12 protein-coding genes and 2 riboswitches are annotated in these 18,624 nt (G+C 43.3%); all 12 genes read right to left on the bottom strand.

Annotated elements, in window-relative coordinates:
* Nucleotides 1–50: 50 nt before the first annotated feature.
* Nucleotides 51–2,633, bottom strand: a complete 2,583-nt coding sequence (locus tag EQM06_RS04185; RefSeq protein ID WP_128745143.1) for an energy-coupling factor transporter ATPase — start codon at nucleotides 2,631–2,633, stop codon at nucleotides 51–53.
* Nucleotides 2,606–3,511: an energy-coupling factor transporter transmembrane component T gene (locus EQM06_RS04180; RefSeq protein ID WP_128745142.1), complete on the bottom strand. Its 906-nt coding sequence runs from the start codon at nucleotides 3,509–3,511 to the stop codon at nucleotides 2,606–2,608. Before EQM06_RS04180 ends, EQM06_RS04185 begins: the two co-directional genes overlap by 28 nt.
* Entirely contained in the window at nucleotides 3,501–4,322 is an 822-nt protein-coding gene (locus EQM06_RS04175; protein ID WP_128745141.1) for a DUF4430 domain-containing protein, read from the bottom strand. The genes EQM06_RS04180 and EQM06_RS04175 overlap by 11 nt, the downstream gene beginning before the upstream one ends.
* A gap of 11 nt (nucleotides 4,323–4,333) precedes the next feature.
* A complete protein-coding gene (locus tag EQM06_RS04170; protein ID WP_128745140.1) occupies nucleotides 4,334–6,004 on the bottom strand; it encodes an S-layer homology domain-containing protein in 1,671 nt (556 codons plus the stop codon).
* A 106-nt stretch (nucleotides 6,005–6,110) separates the two neighbouring features.
* Nucleotides 6,111–6,325, bottom strand: a riboswitch (cobalamin riboswitch).
* A gap of 95 nt (nucleotides 6,326–6,420) precedes the next feature.
* A complete protein-coding gene (locus EQM06_RS04165) occupies nucleotides 6,421–7,449 on the bottom strand; it encodes a homing endonuclease associated repeat-containing protein (RefSeq protein ID WP_128745139.1) in 1,029 nt (342 codons plus the stop codon).
* Nucleotides 7,450–7,531: 82 nt separating this feature from the next.
* Nucleotides 7,532–8,500, bottom strand: coding sequence for a TIM barrel protein (locus tag EQM06_RS04160; protein WP_128746789.1), 969 nt, complete (start codon nucleotides 8,498–8,500; stop codon nucleotides 7,532–7,534).
* A 108-nt stretch (nucleotides 8,501–8,608) separates the two neighbouring features.
* On the bottom strand, nucleotides 8,609–8,887 hold the full coding sequence (locus tag EQM06_RS04155; protein WP_230975020.1) for a hypothetical protein: 279 nt from the start codon (nucleotides 8,885–8,887) through the stop codon (nucleotides 8,609–8,611).
* 212 nt (nucleotides 8,888–9,099) lie between these two features.
* Nucleotides 9,100–9,275: riboswitch (cobalamin riboswitch) on the bottom strand.
* A gap of 92 nt (nucleotides 9,276–9,367) precedes the next feature.
* Complete coding sequence (locus EQM06_RS04150) at nucleotides 9,368–10,417, bottom strand: homing endonuclease associated repeat-containing protein (RefSeq protein ID WP_128745137.1); 1,050 nt, start codon at nucleotides 10,415–10,417, stop codon at nucleotides 9,368–9,370.
* 64 nt (nucleotides 10,418–10,481) lie between these two features.
* The gene (addA, locus tag EQM06_RS04145) at nucleotides 10,482–14,072 is read right to left on the bottom strand and encodes a helicase-exonuclease AddAB subunit AddA (RefSeq protein ID WP_128745136.1); all 3,591 of its coding nucleotides are present in this window, start codon (nucleotides 14,070–14,072) and stop codon (nucleotides 10,482–10,484) included.
* A 114-nt stretch (nucleotides 14,073–14,186) separates the two neighbouring features.
* Nucleotides 14,187–15,566 (bottom strand): nitrogenase component 1, encoded by a 1,380-nt coding sequence (locus EQM06_RS04140; RefSeq protein WP_128745135.1) that lies wholly within the window; start codon nucleotides 15,564–15,566, stop codon nucleotides 14,187–14,189.
* Complete coding sequence (locus EQM06_RS04135) at nucleotides 15,532–17,832, bottom strand: nitrogenase component 1 (RefSeq protein WP_230975019.1); 2,301 nt, start codon at nucleotides 17,830–17,832, stop codon at nucleotides 15,532–15,534. Before EQM06_RS04135 ends, EQM06_RS04140 begins: the two co-directional genes overlap by 35 nt.
* A 24-nt stretch (nucleotides 17,833–17,856) precedes the next feature.
* A complete protein-coding gene (locus EQM06_RS04130; protein WP_164914343.1) occupies nucleotides 17,857–18,510 on the bottom strand; it encodes a Dph6-related ATP pyrophosphatase in 654 nt (217 codons plus the stop codon).
* Nucleotides 18,511–18,624 lie beyond the last annotated feature (114 nt).

The following is an 18,624-nucleotide window of genomic DNA, read 5'->3' as shown; positions in this document are numbered from 1 at the left end:
GTCTGGATTATTAACTTTAACTCTTTAACTCTTGAATTCTTTTAATTTTCTTATTCCTGTATCAGCCCGTATTTCACCTTGATTCGATCCAACTTCTCCAGCATGGAATCTGCCATAATCCACAAAAAAAAGACCGTGGAGGATGCATGAACTAAATCCACAGGAACTCCTCGCATGTACGCCAAAATGAACATTTCGGTCGTTGGCTTTGGATAGAACATCAAAACCGATGCGGGATTTAAAATTCCCCCATAGATAAAAAAGGTGGCCAGCCCGCCAAAAATGGCTAGTGAAATCCTGTTGCTCCGCAGAATTCCTTTTTGAAACAAGACGCCGGCCAAGAATCCGATCACACCAAATCCAAACATCTGCCAAGGCGTCCACGGTCCCTGACCAAAAAACATATTGGAGGCAAAAGCAATCATGGAGCCCACCAGGAACCCTGCTTCTCCCCCAAAGGCCACACCGGAAATGATGGTAATGGCTGCAATGGGCTTAAAACTGGGAAGCATAAAAAAGGCACATCTTCCCGCTACGCCAATAGCACACAGGCAGGCTATGACTATAAGCTCCCTTGCCTGCGGCTTTCTGCCTTCAAAAATCATTGCAAAAGGCAGCATAGTTTCCAGTATGATCATCATGGATATAAAATAGTATTTTCGATCATTCAAATAATAAATACCTATAAAAAGAGTAAGGGGTATCAGAAGCAGCATCATAGCCGCCGCGCATTTCGTTCTTTTGGCAAGCTTTCGCTGATTGACAGCTACCTGATCACAAAGAATCTGTCTTTTTTCTACAGCCTGTTCGGAGCCTTCCTTTTGTTCTTTCAGAAATCTAAGGGTACGGGCAGCCAGACTTTTTTTATCTTTCGTTCCTGCGCTTCCCTTGAAACCTTTTCCTTGAGAGTCAAACAAGTTTAAAAAAGAATGAATCTGATCCCTTCTTTCATTTTTTGAGATTGTTTTTTTCCCTCCGCATATTTGAATAATGTCCTCGGCCGTGACGACCTCCTGAACCAGATGGCGCGCCATGCGGTTGGCTTCCGTGGTATAAAAACTGTTTCCGCTGAAAAACTCTCTGGGGGTTCCTTCTGTCACGATATCTCCGTCAAAGAACATGGCACATCTGTCCGCATATTTGGCGCAGAACTCCACATCATGGCTTACCATGATAATAGTGATTCCGTATTCCTTTAAGCTTTCTAAAATCTCTGCAAAAACCTGTTTAAATTCCGCATCTAAGCCCTTTGTCGGCTCATCCAGAAGCAAAATATGCGGTCTTAAAAGAAGCACCTTCGCTAAAGCCGCCCTCTGTTGCTCTCCTCCCGATAAATCATACGGATGCTGTTCCAGAAGCGGGGTGAGCTGACATAGCTCAGCTGCCGCATTGACACGCGATTCCTTTTCGTCTTTCGATATTTTTGCGGAGGAGAGCATTTCATATAAATCCCTTTTTACAGACTTTTTTACAAACAATGCCTGAGGGTTCTGGGGCAATACCCCCAAAAGTCCCCCGAATTTTTCCTTATCTGATATATCAGACAAGGCCTTGCCTTCTATTTTAACAGAACCTCGATAAGGCTTGTTTATACCGGATATAAGAGATAATGTGGTGCTTTTACCGGTACCGTTCCCCCCTAAAAGGGCAAAGAATTCAGCCTTTTTCACTTTTAAGCTGACCCCCTTCACCACATCCGGCAAATCCCTTTCATACTTGAACCAGGCCTGATCCAGTTCCACCACAATCTGTTCTTCTTTATTTTCTCTGCTTTCTTTCTCTGCCAGCGGCTGAAGCGTTACCTGTTCCGTCAGTTTATTCAGCCATTCCCGGCCTTCCCGAACCGTAACGGGGCAGTCCAGATCATTGGGTACCCCGGCATAGACCTGCATGGGAACCGGCATGGCAGAAAACATTTTATGGCCTTTTTCTCCGAGCAGCTGTCCCACATCTTTTGGAGCTCCGTCTGCAATAACGGCTCCTTCGTCCATGACGATAACTCGGTCAGATAAAGGAAGGACCTCCTCCAGCCGATGCTCCGTCATGATGATAGTCGTGCCCAGCTCTCTGTTTATTTTTCCGATGGTTGCCAGAAAGTCAGACGCCGCAATAGGATCCAGCTGACTGGTAGGCTCATCCAAAATGAGTACCGAAGGCTGCATAGCCATGATTGCCGCCAGATTCAATAATTGTTTTTGTCCGCCGGATAGCTCGGAGACATTTTTATAGAACCAAGTCTGTATACCAAAAAAGGAAGCCATTTCCGCTACCCGAAGCCGAATCGTAGGGGTATCGTATCCCAGGCTTTCCAATCCGAAAGCCAATTCATGCCACACTTTGTCTGTAACGATCTGGTTGTCCGGTGATTGCAGCACAAATCCAATCTTAGCACTCTGTGCTCTTTGATCCAGATCCGCCAACCGTTCTCCTTCAAAAAAAATCTCTCCGGTCCGGTTTCCGTGCGGGGACAAGATTGGTTTCAACTGCCGCAGTAACGTGGTCTTTCCGCATCCGGACGCTCCGCATAAGGTCACAAACTGCCCTTGAAAAATGGTCAGATCAATGTCCTTGAGTATTTCTCGCTGGGATTCAGGATAAGAAAAATTTAACTGTTTAATTGAGTAGCTTTCCATTGTTTTTCCTCCTGCTGGTTTATAATAATTGGTACGATGCATAATGCGGCATAAGCTAAAAAAGGCAGGGTCGACAGTATGCCTAAAGGGTGTCCCTTTGCTGTGGGATAATACCTGAAATAAAGACTTCCAAAGCATACGCCAAGCAGCACAAAAAAGCCCAGACCGCCTATGGCCGTCAGTGCTTTTTTATCTCTGGGTTCCAATTTGAAGATGGAGAATGCCGTTCTGCCGGGCAGACCGTACCCTCTGCTTTTCATACTGTCCGCTGTCTCAATGGCATTTTCCATAGCCCAGGTAATCATAATGGATAAAATGGTCAAGCCATGTCTCGCCCGTTGAAGAATACCTCCATTGGAAATATCTCTGCCAACACATTTCTGTGCATTAGATATCACTGCGATCTGAGCCTTAAATCGCGGCACAAAACGGAGAATCATGGACAATATCAAGGATAATGCCGGAATGATCCGTCCAAACAAATATACAAATTTATCCGAGGTCATGACTTCATTATAACAGGAGAACCAGCATATGACCGCAGCCATCATAGTAGAGGCGGCCACTCCGTATAAAATAGATTCCAGTGTCAACGGATTTCCGTTGGGCAAATAGGTCAAAATAGTCGCACCCTCATGATTGAATGCCGGATTAATAACAGCGGTTACCACCAGCATGGGAAGGAGAATAAAAAAATTAAATTTTACAGCCTTTATCCCCTTCATATAAATGGAATATGTAAAAGCACCGATCAAGGATATGGCCAGACAGGCGGGATGCATCAACACCATGGAATACAGGAGCACCAAGGCAAAATATAAAAAGTTTACCAAGGGATGATAAGAAGAAAATGCATCAATATGGCCTTTATTGTTCATTAAATCCGCCTCCGATGTCGCGCCCCAGATCACAGGTATAAATCCACTCGATTACATCACCCTGCTTAATCACATACCGGCTGCATCCGTAATTCGGGAACCAGCCGTTGACCTTATACATCCATCCGGACAGTTCACCGCAGTCAAACTCATAGAGGTTATTAATTCCCTCGATATAGGCAGAATTGTAAATCGGTGTATTGACAAACTCCATATGGATCTTATTCTTTTTCGTCTCCCGCTGCAGCAGATTAAATACACTTTCTCCTTCATAAAAGGTCACGGTAGTAGGCGGCATAATAACGCCGTTTTCCGGTACTAATTCTACTTTTTCTTTATTCAAGTTATCCATGTTGTCTAAAATCGTCTTACATTCAATCGACATCGTACAAGTCTTTGCTGTTTTGGTAATATTCGCAGTGCCCGGTTCTACCGGTATCGGTTTTCCTTCCGGTACGGGATCGGTCTGATATTTATCTTTCCCGGTTGATTTGTCAATTTTCATACCCTTAGATTCAGAATAGGCTACAGCCTTTTGGTCTACCTTTACCGCACTGGCCGTAGCTTTAGCCGCTTCTGCCGATTTCTCGGTTTCAACGGCTCCTGTAGTAGTTCCTATGGCACTTTTTGTTTCTGTGTCTGCCTTCACGGCTCCATCTGTAGCAGCCTTCTGGGCTGTCTCTACACTGGTTTTATTGTCTAAATCAGAGGAAGGGCTGCCTTTGGCAAACCCTCCACCCCAACAGAATGCAATCACTAACACAGCAACAATCGCTATTGCTGCATAGATTTTATTTCTGCTTATCTTCACAATTTCATCTCCTACAATAACTCTGCTTTGTTCAACGTGCGATATAACATTTCCGCAATTTCACAACGCTTGATTGCCGTCTTAGGTAAAATATTCACATCGGCTTTATCCAGAACGTCATTGCTGTAACAAAATGCCAAAGCACCGGTCGCCCATGAAGCCGCATCTACATAATCCGTAAACGGGGCAAGCGTATCCTGAACAGTTGCCGCATCCATGTCCGTATTCATTCCGCACAATGCCGCAGCACGAGCTACCATGCTGGCTGCTTCCTGTCTGGTGATACTTCCGTTTGGATTGAAGGTTGTCTCAGATGTGCCGTTTACAATCTTATATTGATAGGCTGTTCCTACATAGCCTGCAAACCATGCCGAATCCGATACATCCTTGAACACACTGTCTGCCTTCGGCGTAAGCCCAAGAGCCTTTACTACGATGGTCGCAAACTCAGCACGGGTCATGGTTGCATCCGGATCGAAAGCCGCGTCCGTCTTGCCGTTGATAATACTTCTGGAAGCTAATGCTTCAATAGCCTTCTGGTTTTTATGTCCTGTAATATCCGGGAAAGTCGTTCCTTCCTTTGTGACCGGCATAGCCTTTACATCTGCATTTTTATCTTTTAAGCCAGCAGCCGTACTGATTGGAGCTGTTGATACGGGTTGGGCAGCAGCCTTTACATCACTCATCCTGTACAGGCTGTTTTGTCCGTTCAAAGCTCTTTGCACGGCTACTAATGTATAAAAGCCCTGTTCCGTAGCCATCTGATTGGCACTGGATTCCGATAATACATGCTTAAAGCCGTTATCCTTTATGTGATATTTCAGTAGGTTGTCTACTAAGGAATGTCCGTTTTTCACAAATCGGCTGTCATCTACCGATATGCCCAGTTCTGTAAGGGCTACGATTACCTGATCTGCACTCTCGGAATTTTCCACTCCCCATGAGCTGTATCCTCCGTTTTCATTCTGCATCTTGGATAGGCAGTTCAGGGCTTTTTCCGTGGCTGCTTTTACCTCTGCACGATCCTGATATTTTGCCAAGGCCTGTAAAGCCATGCCTGTAAGATCTGCATCAGCCACATTATCACTGTCACTGGCACCCTCAGTTCCTCCGGACAATGAAAACCCGCCGTCGGATAACTGTCTTTTCAAGATTTCATTTACATACATATCCCGAGTAGCCTGAACTTCTGCATCCTTGTTCTGAGGCATCGGATAATTTGCTGTGTCTAATGCGATAAGAGCCCAAATCGGTCCGTTTATTCCCTGCCAGATGGTCTTATTAAAATCTCCAAGAGGAGTGAGCAGATTATATCCGGCTACATTGGCAGGATCTTTTCCTATGGCACTTAAAGCAAGTATCGTTCGTGAATACTCCGTATATTTCTTGTCGTGCAGAATTCCTTTGCATTCTTTCACCTGCTTTTCCAAAGCCGCATAGTAGGTATCATAATAGCTCTGCGGAACTTCATAGCCGCTGCGAGCCAGCGCCATGACCGCCCATTCTCCCCCTATGGAAGCATTCTGTGGATTAGATACCGTTTTTTGTACATACTTTGCAGTCTCTGTTACCGCCTGATCAACCGTGGTTTTCTCCGTGGCGGCAAAAACACCTGCCACATTGCCTAGAATCAGGACCAACACTAAGAAAAGCGGCAGCATACTTTTTTTCATCTGTTTCATTTTCTCTCTCCTCTTCTTTTTCCACAAAAAAAACTGCAGCAGTTTATTCTAACTGCCACAGCCGTATTTCTGCGTATCAGCTTATTCAATCCCATTACTCGTGGGCTAAAATTCAAGCATTTGCGAAGATGTTCTGACTCACACTTCAAGGATTACTATCCAACGCATATGTTTGCCTTCCCAATTTCTCAGTGGCTGACCTTGTCAAAACATATGCTCCGTGCTTACAGCGGCGGTACCGTCCGAGAATTACACTCGATTCCCTATTATATCCTCCGGATCCATAGAATCCGAAAGAAAACACAAAAGCAAAATATTCAATTATATGCGGGTCAAAGCTCCGCATTGATTTGTAAAATATTGTATCACTAAAGTCGGTTCTTGTAAATAGTTCGGGCTTTAAAATCCAATCCCTACTATCTTCTCTTCTTCCTTAATTCTTTCTCAATTTCCTTTTCCTTTAACTTTTCCATCGGCTCCAATCCGATCTGATACAAAATATTTCTGTAATTTACACACTGTTCGATTAAATTATTATAAATATCCTTAGGGATTTCTGCTTTTACTAAAGTCCGATCCACTTGATCGGCCTTTTTCCGGAGCAGGTTCAACTGTCTCACTGTATTTTCATCCGGATTGACCAGCTTGAACACACTTCCTTCTAAAAGTTCCGTATGCTTGATCGTCTTGGTTCCCCTCCCGTCCAGATAGGTGGCATTAAACGATCTGATTTTCTGAATGGGCTCCAGTCCTATTTGATATAAAATGTTTCGCCAGGTCCCGCACTTTTTCTTTAACGTTTCTCGGATCTCACCGGGTATCTCCGTACGCATGGGAGGTCTGCCCAGTTCAATGGCCTTTTTATGTATGATTTCCAGCAGCTCTTTGTCCTCTTCTGATAAATCTGTTACCTGATAAACCGGCTTCCGGCTTTTCCATTGGTTGTCCAGCCCCGCCGCATCGAGAAGCTCTGCCCAGGTGCTGAACTTGATCTTAAAATAATCTGCCACCTCTCTCATCTCATGCATATGAGGGGGTCGGCCTAATTCTTCTGCCTTGACCCGAAGCTTATCCAGCAATTCTTTCTCCAGCAGCTTATCCGTTTTTACTTTTTCATAGGAATCTCCGCCTTTTCCGGCTTTTTTCGACAATCCGGCGGCAGTCAATGCCTTCGGCCAATTTCCGAACCGTCTCTTAAGGTATACTCTATATAACCAATAGATTTCCTTTTGAGCCGGAACATGCTCCAGTTCCTTTGTTTTCTGAATCAATATGTTGCATAATTCCTGATCGGAAAAGCTGGAATACACCGCCTTACCTTTACCGGAATCAATTTGAGAAAATTCAAATATCTGTTCGGCATTTTCGGCGTTTTCATCATATTCCAAAATCCCTGATTCTATACCTTCCCCTGCAATTTTATCAAGCTCTTCCCTATACCTCATTGCTATATTCTCTCGCTGTATCTGCATCTTGAAGTTCCCTTTCCTTTACGATCCGATTCTTTCTTTTTTAGTAATCCGCACACTAATACGACAGGAGGGTATCGGTCTGAACCTTTAAAACTCGCTCTTTTTCTTTCCGGTCAGAAGCTGCCAGCTCGTGTACCAGATACTCCGGATTGATCCGGGCGATGACACCTTTCATTCTGGAATTGCTTACAGGCTTATGGGTATCTATATTCAATATGTGCTCGTAAGCAACGCCGAATTTTTCCCAATAATCCTCCGGCAGCTGAGGTGCTATACGGGTATTCTCTTTTACATAATCACCGCTTAAGGATTGATGTAAATGAATTCCTTTGATATATCTGCAAAGGATATCATGTTCGTCCAGCATTTTATGTATGTAATCTATCGCCTGATCCGTATTTTGAAGCTCCGGATTGGTGCACATGAGATGTCCTATGTCCAGCATGATCCCTTTATTTTTATAGTGCACTTTCTGCAGAAGCCTTTTGGTTATCTCCGGCCGTGTAAAGGTAAAACCGGACCAATTCAGATTTTCCAACAATAATTTAAATCTATAGTTTTTATGATCCATCAGCTGATTTATTAATTCCGCTGACGTATCCACTACTTCTTCATCTGTGTGCAGCCATTTATATGTATATACTTCTTCTACAGAAACATCCGAAACATGAAAGACCACATATTCAGCGCCTGCCCGATCAGCTCGGTCTAAATCATCACCAATCATTTTCAGCAGAGCGTTTCTGTCCTTTCCTCCATAGAAGGTTTCCCAGGTTTCTCTATGTCTGAATTTGCGAATCAATTCAATCTCATTTTTATTCCAAAAATCCACCCAATCACAAAAAAAGGCCAAATGCCATCCTCTTATCAAGGATTTTTCTACAGGAAAGCTGCAATCCTCACCGCCCCAAATGGCTTCAATTCCATCACACCCATATTTGCGGCACACGCTGTTTAATTCATCATTACTATTATACTCATTCAAAATATCATCTACAAGCGGCATATTGATCAGTTGAATCATATTGTCATTAAATCCTTTCAAAATTTTTACTAACTAAAAAAAGCCTCCGTGAGCAATGGCTTCCCTACTCAGCTAAGAGGCTTCCAGCTTTTATCGATTACCGTTTAGTTAGTATAGGCAATAGCTTTCATAGTTTTCTCCCATATATACCCAGACATTCTCTCCCATTTCAATTTTTTCATGGAAGGTCAGATTGGGGACCAAAAGCTTGATGCTTGTTCTTTTTCTGCCAATTACGGTAACTCCTTCTTCGTTTGGAGCTTTTCTGAATTCTTCAATCTTCTCTTTAAGGTTGGAGATACCTGTCTCCTTTGCAAAATTATCTACAAATTCTTCCGTATTTGCATAAACCACATTATCTTGATTTTTAAACCAATTTACATTCATAATGTCCCTCCTTTGGCATTAAAAAGGAATGAGGGTTGCAACAGATCTTTTAACGTAATTAAAATCTGTTACACCCTCAGGAATGAAAAGACTTCTCCATGGAATGAAAACAAACAAAAAAACTGTAGCTAGGTTGCTACAGTCCGTTTTTTCTGTACATCATCATTCTTAAAAACCCCTAAGGCTTATAAGCATCACCGATTACCCGTCGGCTACTTTGAACAGTTTATGCAGGTCTTCTGGCTTGCGTATCATCATTTTTTTCTGCCTTCCCAGTAAAAACCAGTGGCATATTGAAAAAACTCCTCGCTTACAGCGGCGGGACCGCGCAGGACTTGAACCTGCTTCCCTCTTAGCTGCGAAACCGACTTCATCCTATCCGTTAAACTCGGTTTGCAGAACATAAATGTCTATTTACTTATTGTCATAATCTTATCATCTTTAGATTGGCTTTGTCAACCCCATAGTCCGATTTAATTATTATTTTCCGCCCTTTATTCTTTTTCTTATTCGCTGTTCCTCCGTTTTTTCCAGCGGAACGGCATCCAGCTGAAACAGGACATTTCTATAGCTTCCGCAGGCCTTCATCAATCCCTCATAGACTTCCTTCGGCAGTTCTTCCTTGATAGGCGCACGGTTCAAAGTCTCCATGATCGTTTTAAATTCTGCCAAATACTCCTTTTCTTTTTTGCCCAGCCTAAAGACTTTATACAGACCATTGCTCAAAATATCCCTGTGACGCATACCTTTGTCTTTCCTGCTATCCAGGTATGTTTCAGCAAAGGGTTTTGATTTTTCTACCGGCTCCATTCCTATCTGATACAGGATATTTCGCCATGTTTTACATTTCCGCTTGAGCGTTTCCTTCACATCCTCTTCAATCTCCTTGCGAAGAGGCGGGCGTCCAAGCTCAACAGACCGATCCTTGATCTTTTTCAGCAGAAGCTTTTCTTCCTCTGAAAAATCTTCTACCCTAAAAAGCATATGGGTGTTTTTCCATTCCTGATTGATACCGGCAGCTTCAAGAACTTGATTCCATGTATCAAATTTATATTTCAAGCCTTCGATACAATCCTGCATTTCCCCCATGTGAGGCGGCCTTTTAAGCTCCTCTGCTTTTTTTCTGATTTTATCAAAGATTTCCTCACACTGCTTTTCTCTTTCTTCTATGATTTTATAGCTGTGCCCTCCGCTTCCTGCTTTTGTAGACATCACCGCATTTTTTAATGCTTTTGGCCAGTTTCCGAACCGATGCTTGATATACATGTGATAAATCCAGTACACTTCCTTTTGAGTGGGCACATGGTCTATCTCCTTTGCCCGCTTTCGTATGTAATCGCAAAGCTCCTCGTCGGAAAAGCTGTTATAGATCACCCTTCCTGTTGCGGATTTTATTTTGTAAATATTCATCAGCTCCTTATGCTTCGGCGATTCAAGGTCATGCTCCAGCTCGCCGCATGCCGCAGCTTCGGAGGCCAGATGTTCCAACGTTTTCTTATACTCATTGATTTTATCTAATTCTATGTCCATGTTATCCCTTTACTTTTATCTTTTTTATTTTACTAACGTTTTTTATTAAACAAAGCTTTCCTTTTCATTTTTCTATTGTCGGCGGAACTCCATATTGAATGGTGACCCCCGCATTCATTAAATAAATATAAGCTTCTTTTACTTTTATACCCTTTACCTCTTCAATGGCTTCCCGATAAAGTTCAATCTGCTGCCTGTAGGTTTCCTTTAGTGCTGTCATTTCTTCCGCATCCTCCGGGTCCCTGATCTTATTCGTCTTGTAATCTAACAGAATATACTGATTTCCTTCTCGGAAATAACAGTCAATGATCCCCTGTACCAGGATATCCTCTCCTTTGATTTTTTTCATCAGGTTAAAGGGCGTTTCTTTGTAAATTTCCTCTGCGTGAGCCAATCTCTCTCCCAAAGAAGAGCATTGAAAGGAAACAATCATCTTGGCGTGTCTTCTTGCTTCATCTGCCTCCTCATGCGTGAACATTTGCTTGCTTTCCATATTAGTAATAAAAGCACGAACAAAATCCAGTGCTTTGCTTTTTTCTTGGATACATTCCCTATATCCTTCTTTAAAATCCCAATGCTCCAGTACACTGTGCAGAAGAGTTCCCCTCTCTGCAGCCGTAAAGCCTTTTTTTGTCCCCTGTACAAATTGCGGAACGGCCAGCTCGGTCTCGTACGAGCTTTCATAGTAGAGCCGCTTATATTTTTCCGGAGTCATTCCTTCCTCGGAAAGCAAATCGCTTATCTGGTTCAGCTTGCTTACGGAGAATTTCGACTTTAACAGCCTTGCATACTCGTATCCATATGTAAAAGACAGCTGGTCGCCAATCTGTGTATAAAGCTTCCCATATTCGGCAGACTCTTCCTCCTTTTTTATACCATATTTCTCCACATTGTCAAATAATTTTTGGAGCTGCTCTTTGCTTTCATTGTTCTTGGTCTTGTCCAGCGACATCTCCTGTGCATCGTGATAGTGCACCGAAATGCTGCTGTTGGAAAGAACCGGCATCATCATATCCAGATAGCAGGACGCCCGAAATACATCGGGTCCTTCTAAGCTTTCATTCAGCTCCCTGAATTTCTCCAGATCCTTTACGCTTCCAAGCAAGACCAGTTTATCCTGTGCTCTGGTCAACGCCACATACAGAATACGAACTTCTTCCTCCAAGTCCTCCTGCTTCCTCTTATTTTCAATAGCGGTCTGAATCAACGTCTTTCTGTAAAAATGCTTGTCTCGCTGAATATAGCGGATTCCCAGTCCGATATTTTTATGGATGTCCACGGGTTTTCTGGAATTGGCACTGTTGAACCGTCTCCCCAGCCCCGCCACGATCACCATGGGGAACTCCAGACCCTTACTCTTATGAATCGTCATAATCCGAACCACATCGTCATTTTCCCCCACAAGAGTCACCTGTCCCATGGGAACCTTCCGGTCTTTTATGGCGTCCACATAGGTAATAAACCCATACAATCCTTTCATCTGGGAGGACTGGAACTGAACCGCCTTATCAATCAGCGCCCGCAGATTTGCCTGTCTTTGAGTCCCCCCGGGCAGTGCTCCCACAAAGGTATAATACCCGGTATCCCATAACAGTTTCCAAATCCATTCGTCTAAGGGCATAAACTCCGAAAGCTGTTTCCACTCCGCCAGCTTTTCCAAAACCTCTGCACACTTTTTCGAGAGCTTATCCTCTGAAACCGCACAGTCATAAAAAGCCTCAAAGTAGGAGGTATTTTTACAGCGGCTTCTTATTTTGGCCAGTTCCTCTACGGTAAACCCAAAGATGCAGGAGTGAAGTACACTGATCAACGGGATATCCTGTCTTCTGTTATCAATCACTCTTAATACATTTAGGAAGATCTGTATTTCCAAGGTATCAAAATAACCATCGCTGTCATTAATATGGGCCGGGATGTCCATTTCCATCAAAATCTGCTGGAATTTATCGGCATAGTTTTTCTGCCCTCGCATCAGTATGACAATATCTCGTTTTGTCATAGGTCTTTCTCTGTTTCTTTTCACGTCAAAGATGGACTTTCCCAAAGCTTCCTTTATCAGCTGTCCGGCAACAAAAGCTTCCCTTTCTGCCGATTTCAGTTCCCGAATCTCCGCATCCACCTCCATTTCATCCGTAATCTTCTGATCCACCAGATGGATTTCTGTGGGATAATCCAGTTCGCCTTCATACGAAACTCCTTTATACAGAGCCGCATCTTTATCGTACCCTGCCATAAGCTTTGAAAACAGTTCGTTGACTGCCTGTATGACATGCCCTTTGCTTCTGAAATTAAAGTTTAAGTCGATCTTGGCATCCTGCACATTTTCTTCTTTCTTAAAGCACTCATACTTTTCCATAAAAAGCTCAGGCTCTGCCAGCCTGAATTTATAGATACTCTGCTTAACATCACCAACCATAAACAAGTTATTTTCCCGCTTTATGGCCGCAATGAGCGTATCCTGAAGAACATTGCTGTCCTGATATTCATCAATAAAAATATACTTGAACTTTTCCCGGTATTCCTCTGCAGCCTGTTCATTTTTTAAAATCCTTAAAGCCGCATGTTCGATATCGTTAAAATCAATCAGTTTCTTTTCTTCTTTTTCCTGCCTGTAGTATTCTCCGAAAGCTTTTACCAGCATTGCCAGAGTTCTGGCGTAGGGATATACTTTATTCATATCTTCAAGCTGTTCCCTTAAAGGTCTTGAGAAGTACGAAGCTTTCAATTCTTTAAGAGCCTCTTTGCATCGCTCCCTGTATCTCCCCGCCAGCTCCTTTACTTCATCAAATGCCTCTTTTTCGTCTTTGGCAGTCACCATACGGGCATAAGAAACCCGGCCGACCGCCTCCCCAAGCCTGTCCCAATCTCCGGATTGAAAAGCCGACCAAACGACATCTATGGACTCCAAATCCGCCTTGCATTTCAGGGCAAACTTTGCGGCTCCTGCTTCTTCAAAAATAGCGACAGATTTTTCGTAATTGGCTTTGGCGTAAGCCAGTTCCTTTTCAATATACTTCCGAATTTCTTTCAAGACCGATGACTGTAAAAAATGCTCTTCATCCATAATGAAATGCTCTATACTGTCATCCAGCCATTCCCACGGTTCCGGTACGCTCTGAATCGTTTGATATACCTCTGCTATCATTTCCTTTACGGCATTTTCGTTCTTACTGGAAGCGTAGTGATTCAGAAACTCCACAAATTCAGGGCTTCCCTTTTCAAACATTTCTTCGAACAAACGATCCATCGCATTTGCTTGAAGGATAATCTGCTGAGCTTCATCACAGATTTTAAAATTGGGATCCATTTCGATCACATGAAAAAAACGTCGGATGACCTCTAAGGCAAAGGCATGAAAGGTGCTGATATTGGACTTAGCTATCAGATTCAGCTGCCTGCGCAAAAATGCGGTATCGCCCGATGTATTTTCAATCTCAGCGGTGATAGCCTGAACTATTTTCTCTCTCATTTCTGCCGCCGCCGCATTGGTAAAGGTCACGACCAGCAATTCATTCACTGAAACTCCTTCACGGAGAATCAACTGCTTGATTCTTTCCACCAAAACCGCTGTTTTGCCGGAGCCTGCCGCTGCCGCCACCAACATGTTCTTATTTCGCAGCTCAATTGCTTCAGCCTGCTTTTCCGTCCATTTCATACTTCACCTAACCTCTACTGCCCTTTATGTAAAATCTCTTGTTTCAATCTGTTTCTAATCTCTCTCTATTCTATAAAGAAACCGAAAACATTTCAACACTAAAATTCCAAAATATCAGAACATCAGCCCATTGATCACCTGCTCTGTTAAAAGCATGGCACCTGCGATTCCCATATGAGTCTTTGGAAGTATATCCACATAGCCCATAGTCGGCAGTGAAATTTCAATCCCACTAAAGGCCAATCCTCTGAGCTTCAGTCTGGCAATAGTGTTTGCATTGGCAAATACCAGCTCACTGTTTGTCTCCGGCAGCTCTCTTTCAAGTGCCTCTTCCATGTGATGAAGCTTTAAAAAATTCCTCAGCTTTTCCTCCACCTGGCCGGAATCACAGCCGGCGTTCAGTATGGATATGCTTTCCGCTGCCATACCAAAATACTCCACCAGAAAAGTGACATAACTATAGCACTCCGACCAATTCCCTTCCACTGCAAACTGCACACCCTTTGGAAGTCCTGTCAGGGAATTTAATCTGGACAAATAGACATATGCCCGGGCTCTTGCCCGCTCACTTTCTTGTATAAAGTTCTCTCGTCTCTCTCTTTCTATTTGAAAAATGCCGCAGATATCCTGCACGAACCGTTCCGTAGCTTTAAAGCCCACAGGCATTCCTTCGCACAGATAGTATGGGGTACCGAACTCCTGTTTTAAATGCTCCGCTGTTTTTACCCCATATTCTGCATGGATCACTAGGTTCAAATCTGCCTCTCCTATTTTTCTTAGCTGCTCCATGGTCAGGTCACAGGCTAAAACAGCATGAACCTCAACCCCGCACATATTTAATAAACGAGTCAGTTCTTTTACGTCCCCTTCAAAGTATTTATGCAGAATAGACACCCCTATCAAATTGACTGTTTTCTTAACTGTTTTCTCCGAAGGGCCTATCTGGTCTTGAGCTTTTATTTGTTTTACCTGCTCTGTCTTTAATTCAGAATTTTTATTGATCCATCCCCGCTCAGTTAACTGAGTAAGAAGCTGTATCATAGCATATTCAAAGCCTTCACATACGGTTTTAGAATAGCCCGGTGTCTGTATAAACACACAAGGAATATTTTCGCAAAGGTCCTCTGCTATTCCTCTTAAATCATCCCCAATCAACGATGCTCCCGGAGAATTGACGATGCATAGAATGTCAAAGTCTATATTTTTCTTAAAAAAGTCCAAAGCTTCTATGATTTTATCTTTGCTTCCATATACATAGTCCCGCTTATCCAAATACGTACACGGGACTCTGGGCTGTCCGAAATACCATTGCTCCGGATAGTTTAACGGATCAAATTGCAGCTGCTTTATACTTTGATTATCCGACGTAGCAGAGTGATAAAATTTGCAGCCGGTAGGTCCGTTTATTAAAACGATAGCCTTGGACATGCCTTCCAATCCAAAAACAATGCCGGAAAAACTATCCGGTGTAATATTTTGCAAATAATCGTTCATCCTTTTTCCATTCTCCCTGTAAATTTAATTCCATTAAAGCGGCCCACCGTTCTACCATATTGCAGCCCGAAAAAAATCCTACATCCGGGCACATGGGAATCGTATCGGTCATGCAGTTATCATACGCTCTGCCCGATTCATAATTCGATAACAGGATATCCGGCGCATATTTTTCCATATCGCTTTCCCTCTTTTCCGGATCGTAATCTTCTTCCAGGGGAAAGTCTGTATGAAGCCGGGTCCGAAACCCTTCATCCTGTGAAAAATTTAAAATACCGATCTTAACAATCTCCATGCCCGCATCAAGGGCGGCTGTCAGGATCCAGTCCAAATCATGGTTATAGGTCATGATCATGAGCTTCTTTCCTGTCAGGGTGGGTCTTATTCGTTCTATTCTTTTTTCATATACCTGTTTATTTTCTTCTACTATCCTCTGTGCCGTCTCCCTTTCCTCCATGAGCGCACCAAGGTCTAAAAGCCACTGCTCGGTCTCAAGCGAGCCCACCGGAAATTGCTTATCAAAGAATCGGCACGGATAGGTCTCTGTAAAGAAATTTTCCAGAATCATGCCGGTATAATCCTTATATGCCAGCAAATTCAGCTCAGCCTTACAAAAGTTTTTCAATTTATCAAAAGAAGTGCTGCACAGGAACCGGCAGTTGACGGTTATATTCATCTGATTCAAATACTTCTCTATGATTTGAAAATTGCTTTCCGTATTCTTGGCCACCACTTTTTCAAAAACAATGTTGACTACCTTTTTCTCCGGTTTTATGCTCCGATCTATGATTTGAGCGGCCAACCCAGTATAACAGAGAAGCATCCCCTGCAAATAATCTCCGGATAAGTTTCCATCTGTTTTTATGGTAATAATGGGGATATCTTTTTCTGCCAGCGCTTTTACCCGGTCAATGTCATCCCCTATGATACCGGCAGGACACGAGCTTATAACGATAATAGCTTTCGGCTTTTGCTTTTTTACCGCTTCTATTTTTTCCATAAGCTTTTGCGTTCCGCCGAAAATCATATCGGTTTCATTCATATCGGTACATTGAAAGTTAGGGGAGATGGAAACAGGCATCAAGGCTCCCCGTTCAAAAAGTCCACGCCTGCCCGAAGAGCTTATACTTTGATAGGACAGATACGCACAGCTCTTGGGAGCATGAGCCAATATGACTGCGTCCTGAATATGGATGCTCATGGTTACCGCCCCGTTAAAAGCGCAGCCGTGGAGCGGTTCATTTCTTATAACATTTTTAGATAAGTATGGGTTCAGAGAATTTTCTCCTTCCGGCTTCAATTCTTCGTTTTTCCCTGTTGCCTTGCTTACCGATGCTCTCTTTAATTCCCCCTGCCATTTGGAAGAACGATGAACTGCAAGTAGGCTCTGATCTTCATTTTCATGGCCTGCCGCCCTTACTGTATTGTAAATGACAGCTTCCAGTTGTTCATCTGTTAAAGGCTTTGCTTCATGCATTGGAATGCCGGTTATAATATTCTGACTTAGGCTCTGAAAAATATCATAAATTTTCTTTTCCTCTTCCGGGAGATCTTTTTCACCGTTTTCCGTCCTTTTGCGGGATACCAGTTCTATGACCGTTTTATTTTTCCGTTCAGCCCGGGCAAAAACATCGCTTCTCGGAATTCTGGCACAAATAGGCAGCCCCACTGCTTCCGCAAAGGCCTCTACCTTTCGGTCTTCATCTTCCACATTGCGGGAGTTGTATAATAAGCCTGCGACCCTGCACCTTCCCGTATCATAATTCTTTATTCCCCGAAGGATGTTATTGGCGGCATACATGGCCATATACTCCCCTGAGGTCACTAAAAATATGGTATCTGCGTATTCTCTCCGAATGGGAACCGCAAATCCGCCGCACACCACATCCCCCAGCACATCATAGAGAATAAGGTCATAGTCCTCTTTTATTTTAAACTGCTCCAGCAGTTCAAAGGACGTAATGATCCCCCTTCCTGCACATCCTACTCCGGGCTCCGGACCCCCGGCTTCCACACACCCTATACCGTGATAGCCTTGAAATAAGATGTCTTCCTTTTTATAGTCCAATGCTCCCGTTATTTTAATGTAATCCAGTATGGTATTTATTTTTCTTCCGTTTAAAAGCAGTCTGGTGGAGTCGTGCTTTGGGTCGCACCCAATTTGTAATACACGTTTTCCCGAATCCGCCAGTGCCGCCGATAGATTGGCACTAAGAGTAGACTTGCCTATCCCGCCTTTTCCATAAATGGCTATTTCCTGTTTCATGCTTTCCTCCATATCTGCTAAAAACTATACAATCTCTATCCTTGCATATCTGCCGTCAAAGCTTTGCTTCTCCACGTCCAGGGGAACAGGCCGGCTGAAAATCGGGCCGTCGCATACAAAGGTATGGTATTCGCCATTTTCACCGCACACATCAACACCTTCTGCTTGAAGCTGTGCTATCAGTTTTCTAGTCAGCTGTTTTCCGATATATTTCCCGTTCATCTTTTCCGTATCTACTACTGTGATATAGGTTATAAATCCGCTGTCTATAAAATCATAGACCACCTGTATCCTTGATTTCTTCCACAAGGGAAGTAAAGGGTTTAATCCTGAAGCCCCACATCGTTCCTTATTCCATTTCAGATGGTCTGCTATGTCAATATCTCCGAATACGCAAATTTCCGCCCCTTTTCGCTTTTCTTCCTTTAGGGCATCCTCAAAATTTCTTTCATACTCCGTTCCCGCGGTTCTTATTAGTTTTATGGGAATTTGCAGAGATTCTGAAAGCCGATGTATCATCTGCTCCGTAATGCCGTGAAACCAGGTTTTGTTTCTGTCTTCATTATAAGTCATAATTAAGCTTTGAGGTTCCAGCCCCATGCAGATTGCTTTATAAATCGCCAGTGTGCTGTCCTTTCCGCCGCTGTAGGATGCTGTAAATAGAATCTTATCTTTCAAATGCATGTACCTCCATTGGTTATAAGTAATTATACCACTTTATCGATAAATAGCTGCAACAAAATGTTACAGTCACAAACCATGCTCTCCGCTCATAAAAAAGTAAATACACGC

Source organism: Aminipila luticellarii, assembly GCF_004103735.1.
Taxonomy (GTDB): Bacteria; Bacillota; Clostridia; order Peptostreptococcales; family Anaerovoracaceae; genus Aminipila; species Aminipila luticellarii.
Note: the sequence above shows the minus strand (reverse complement) of the source record. Positions and strands in the feature narration are given on the sequence as shown.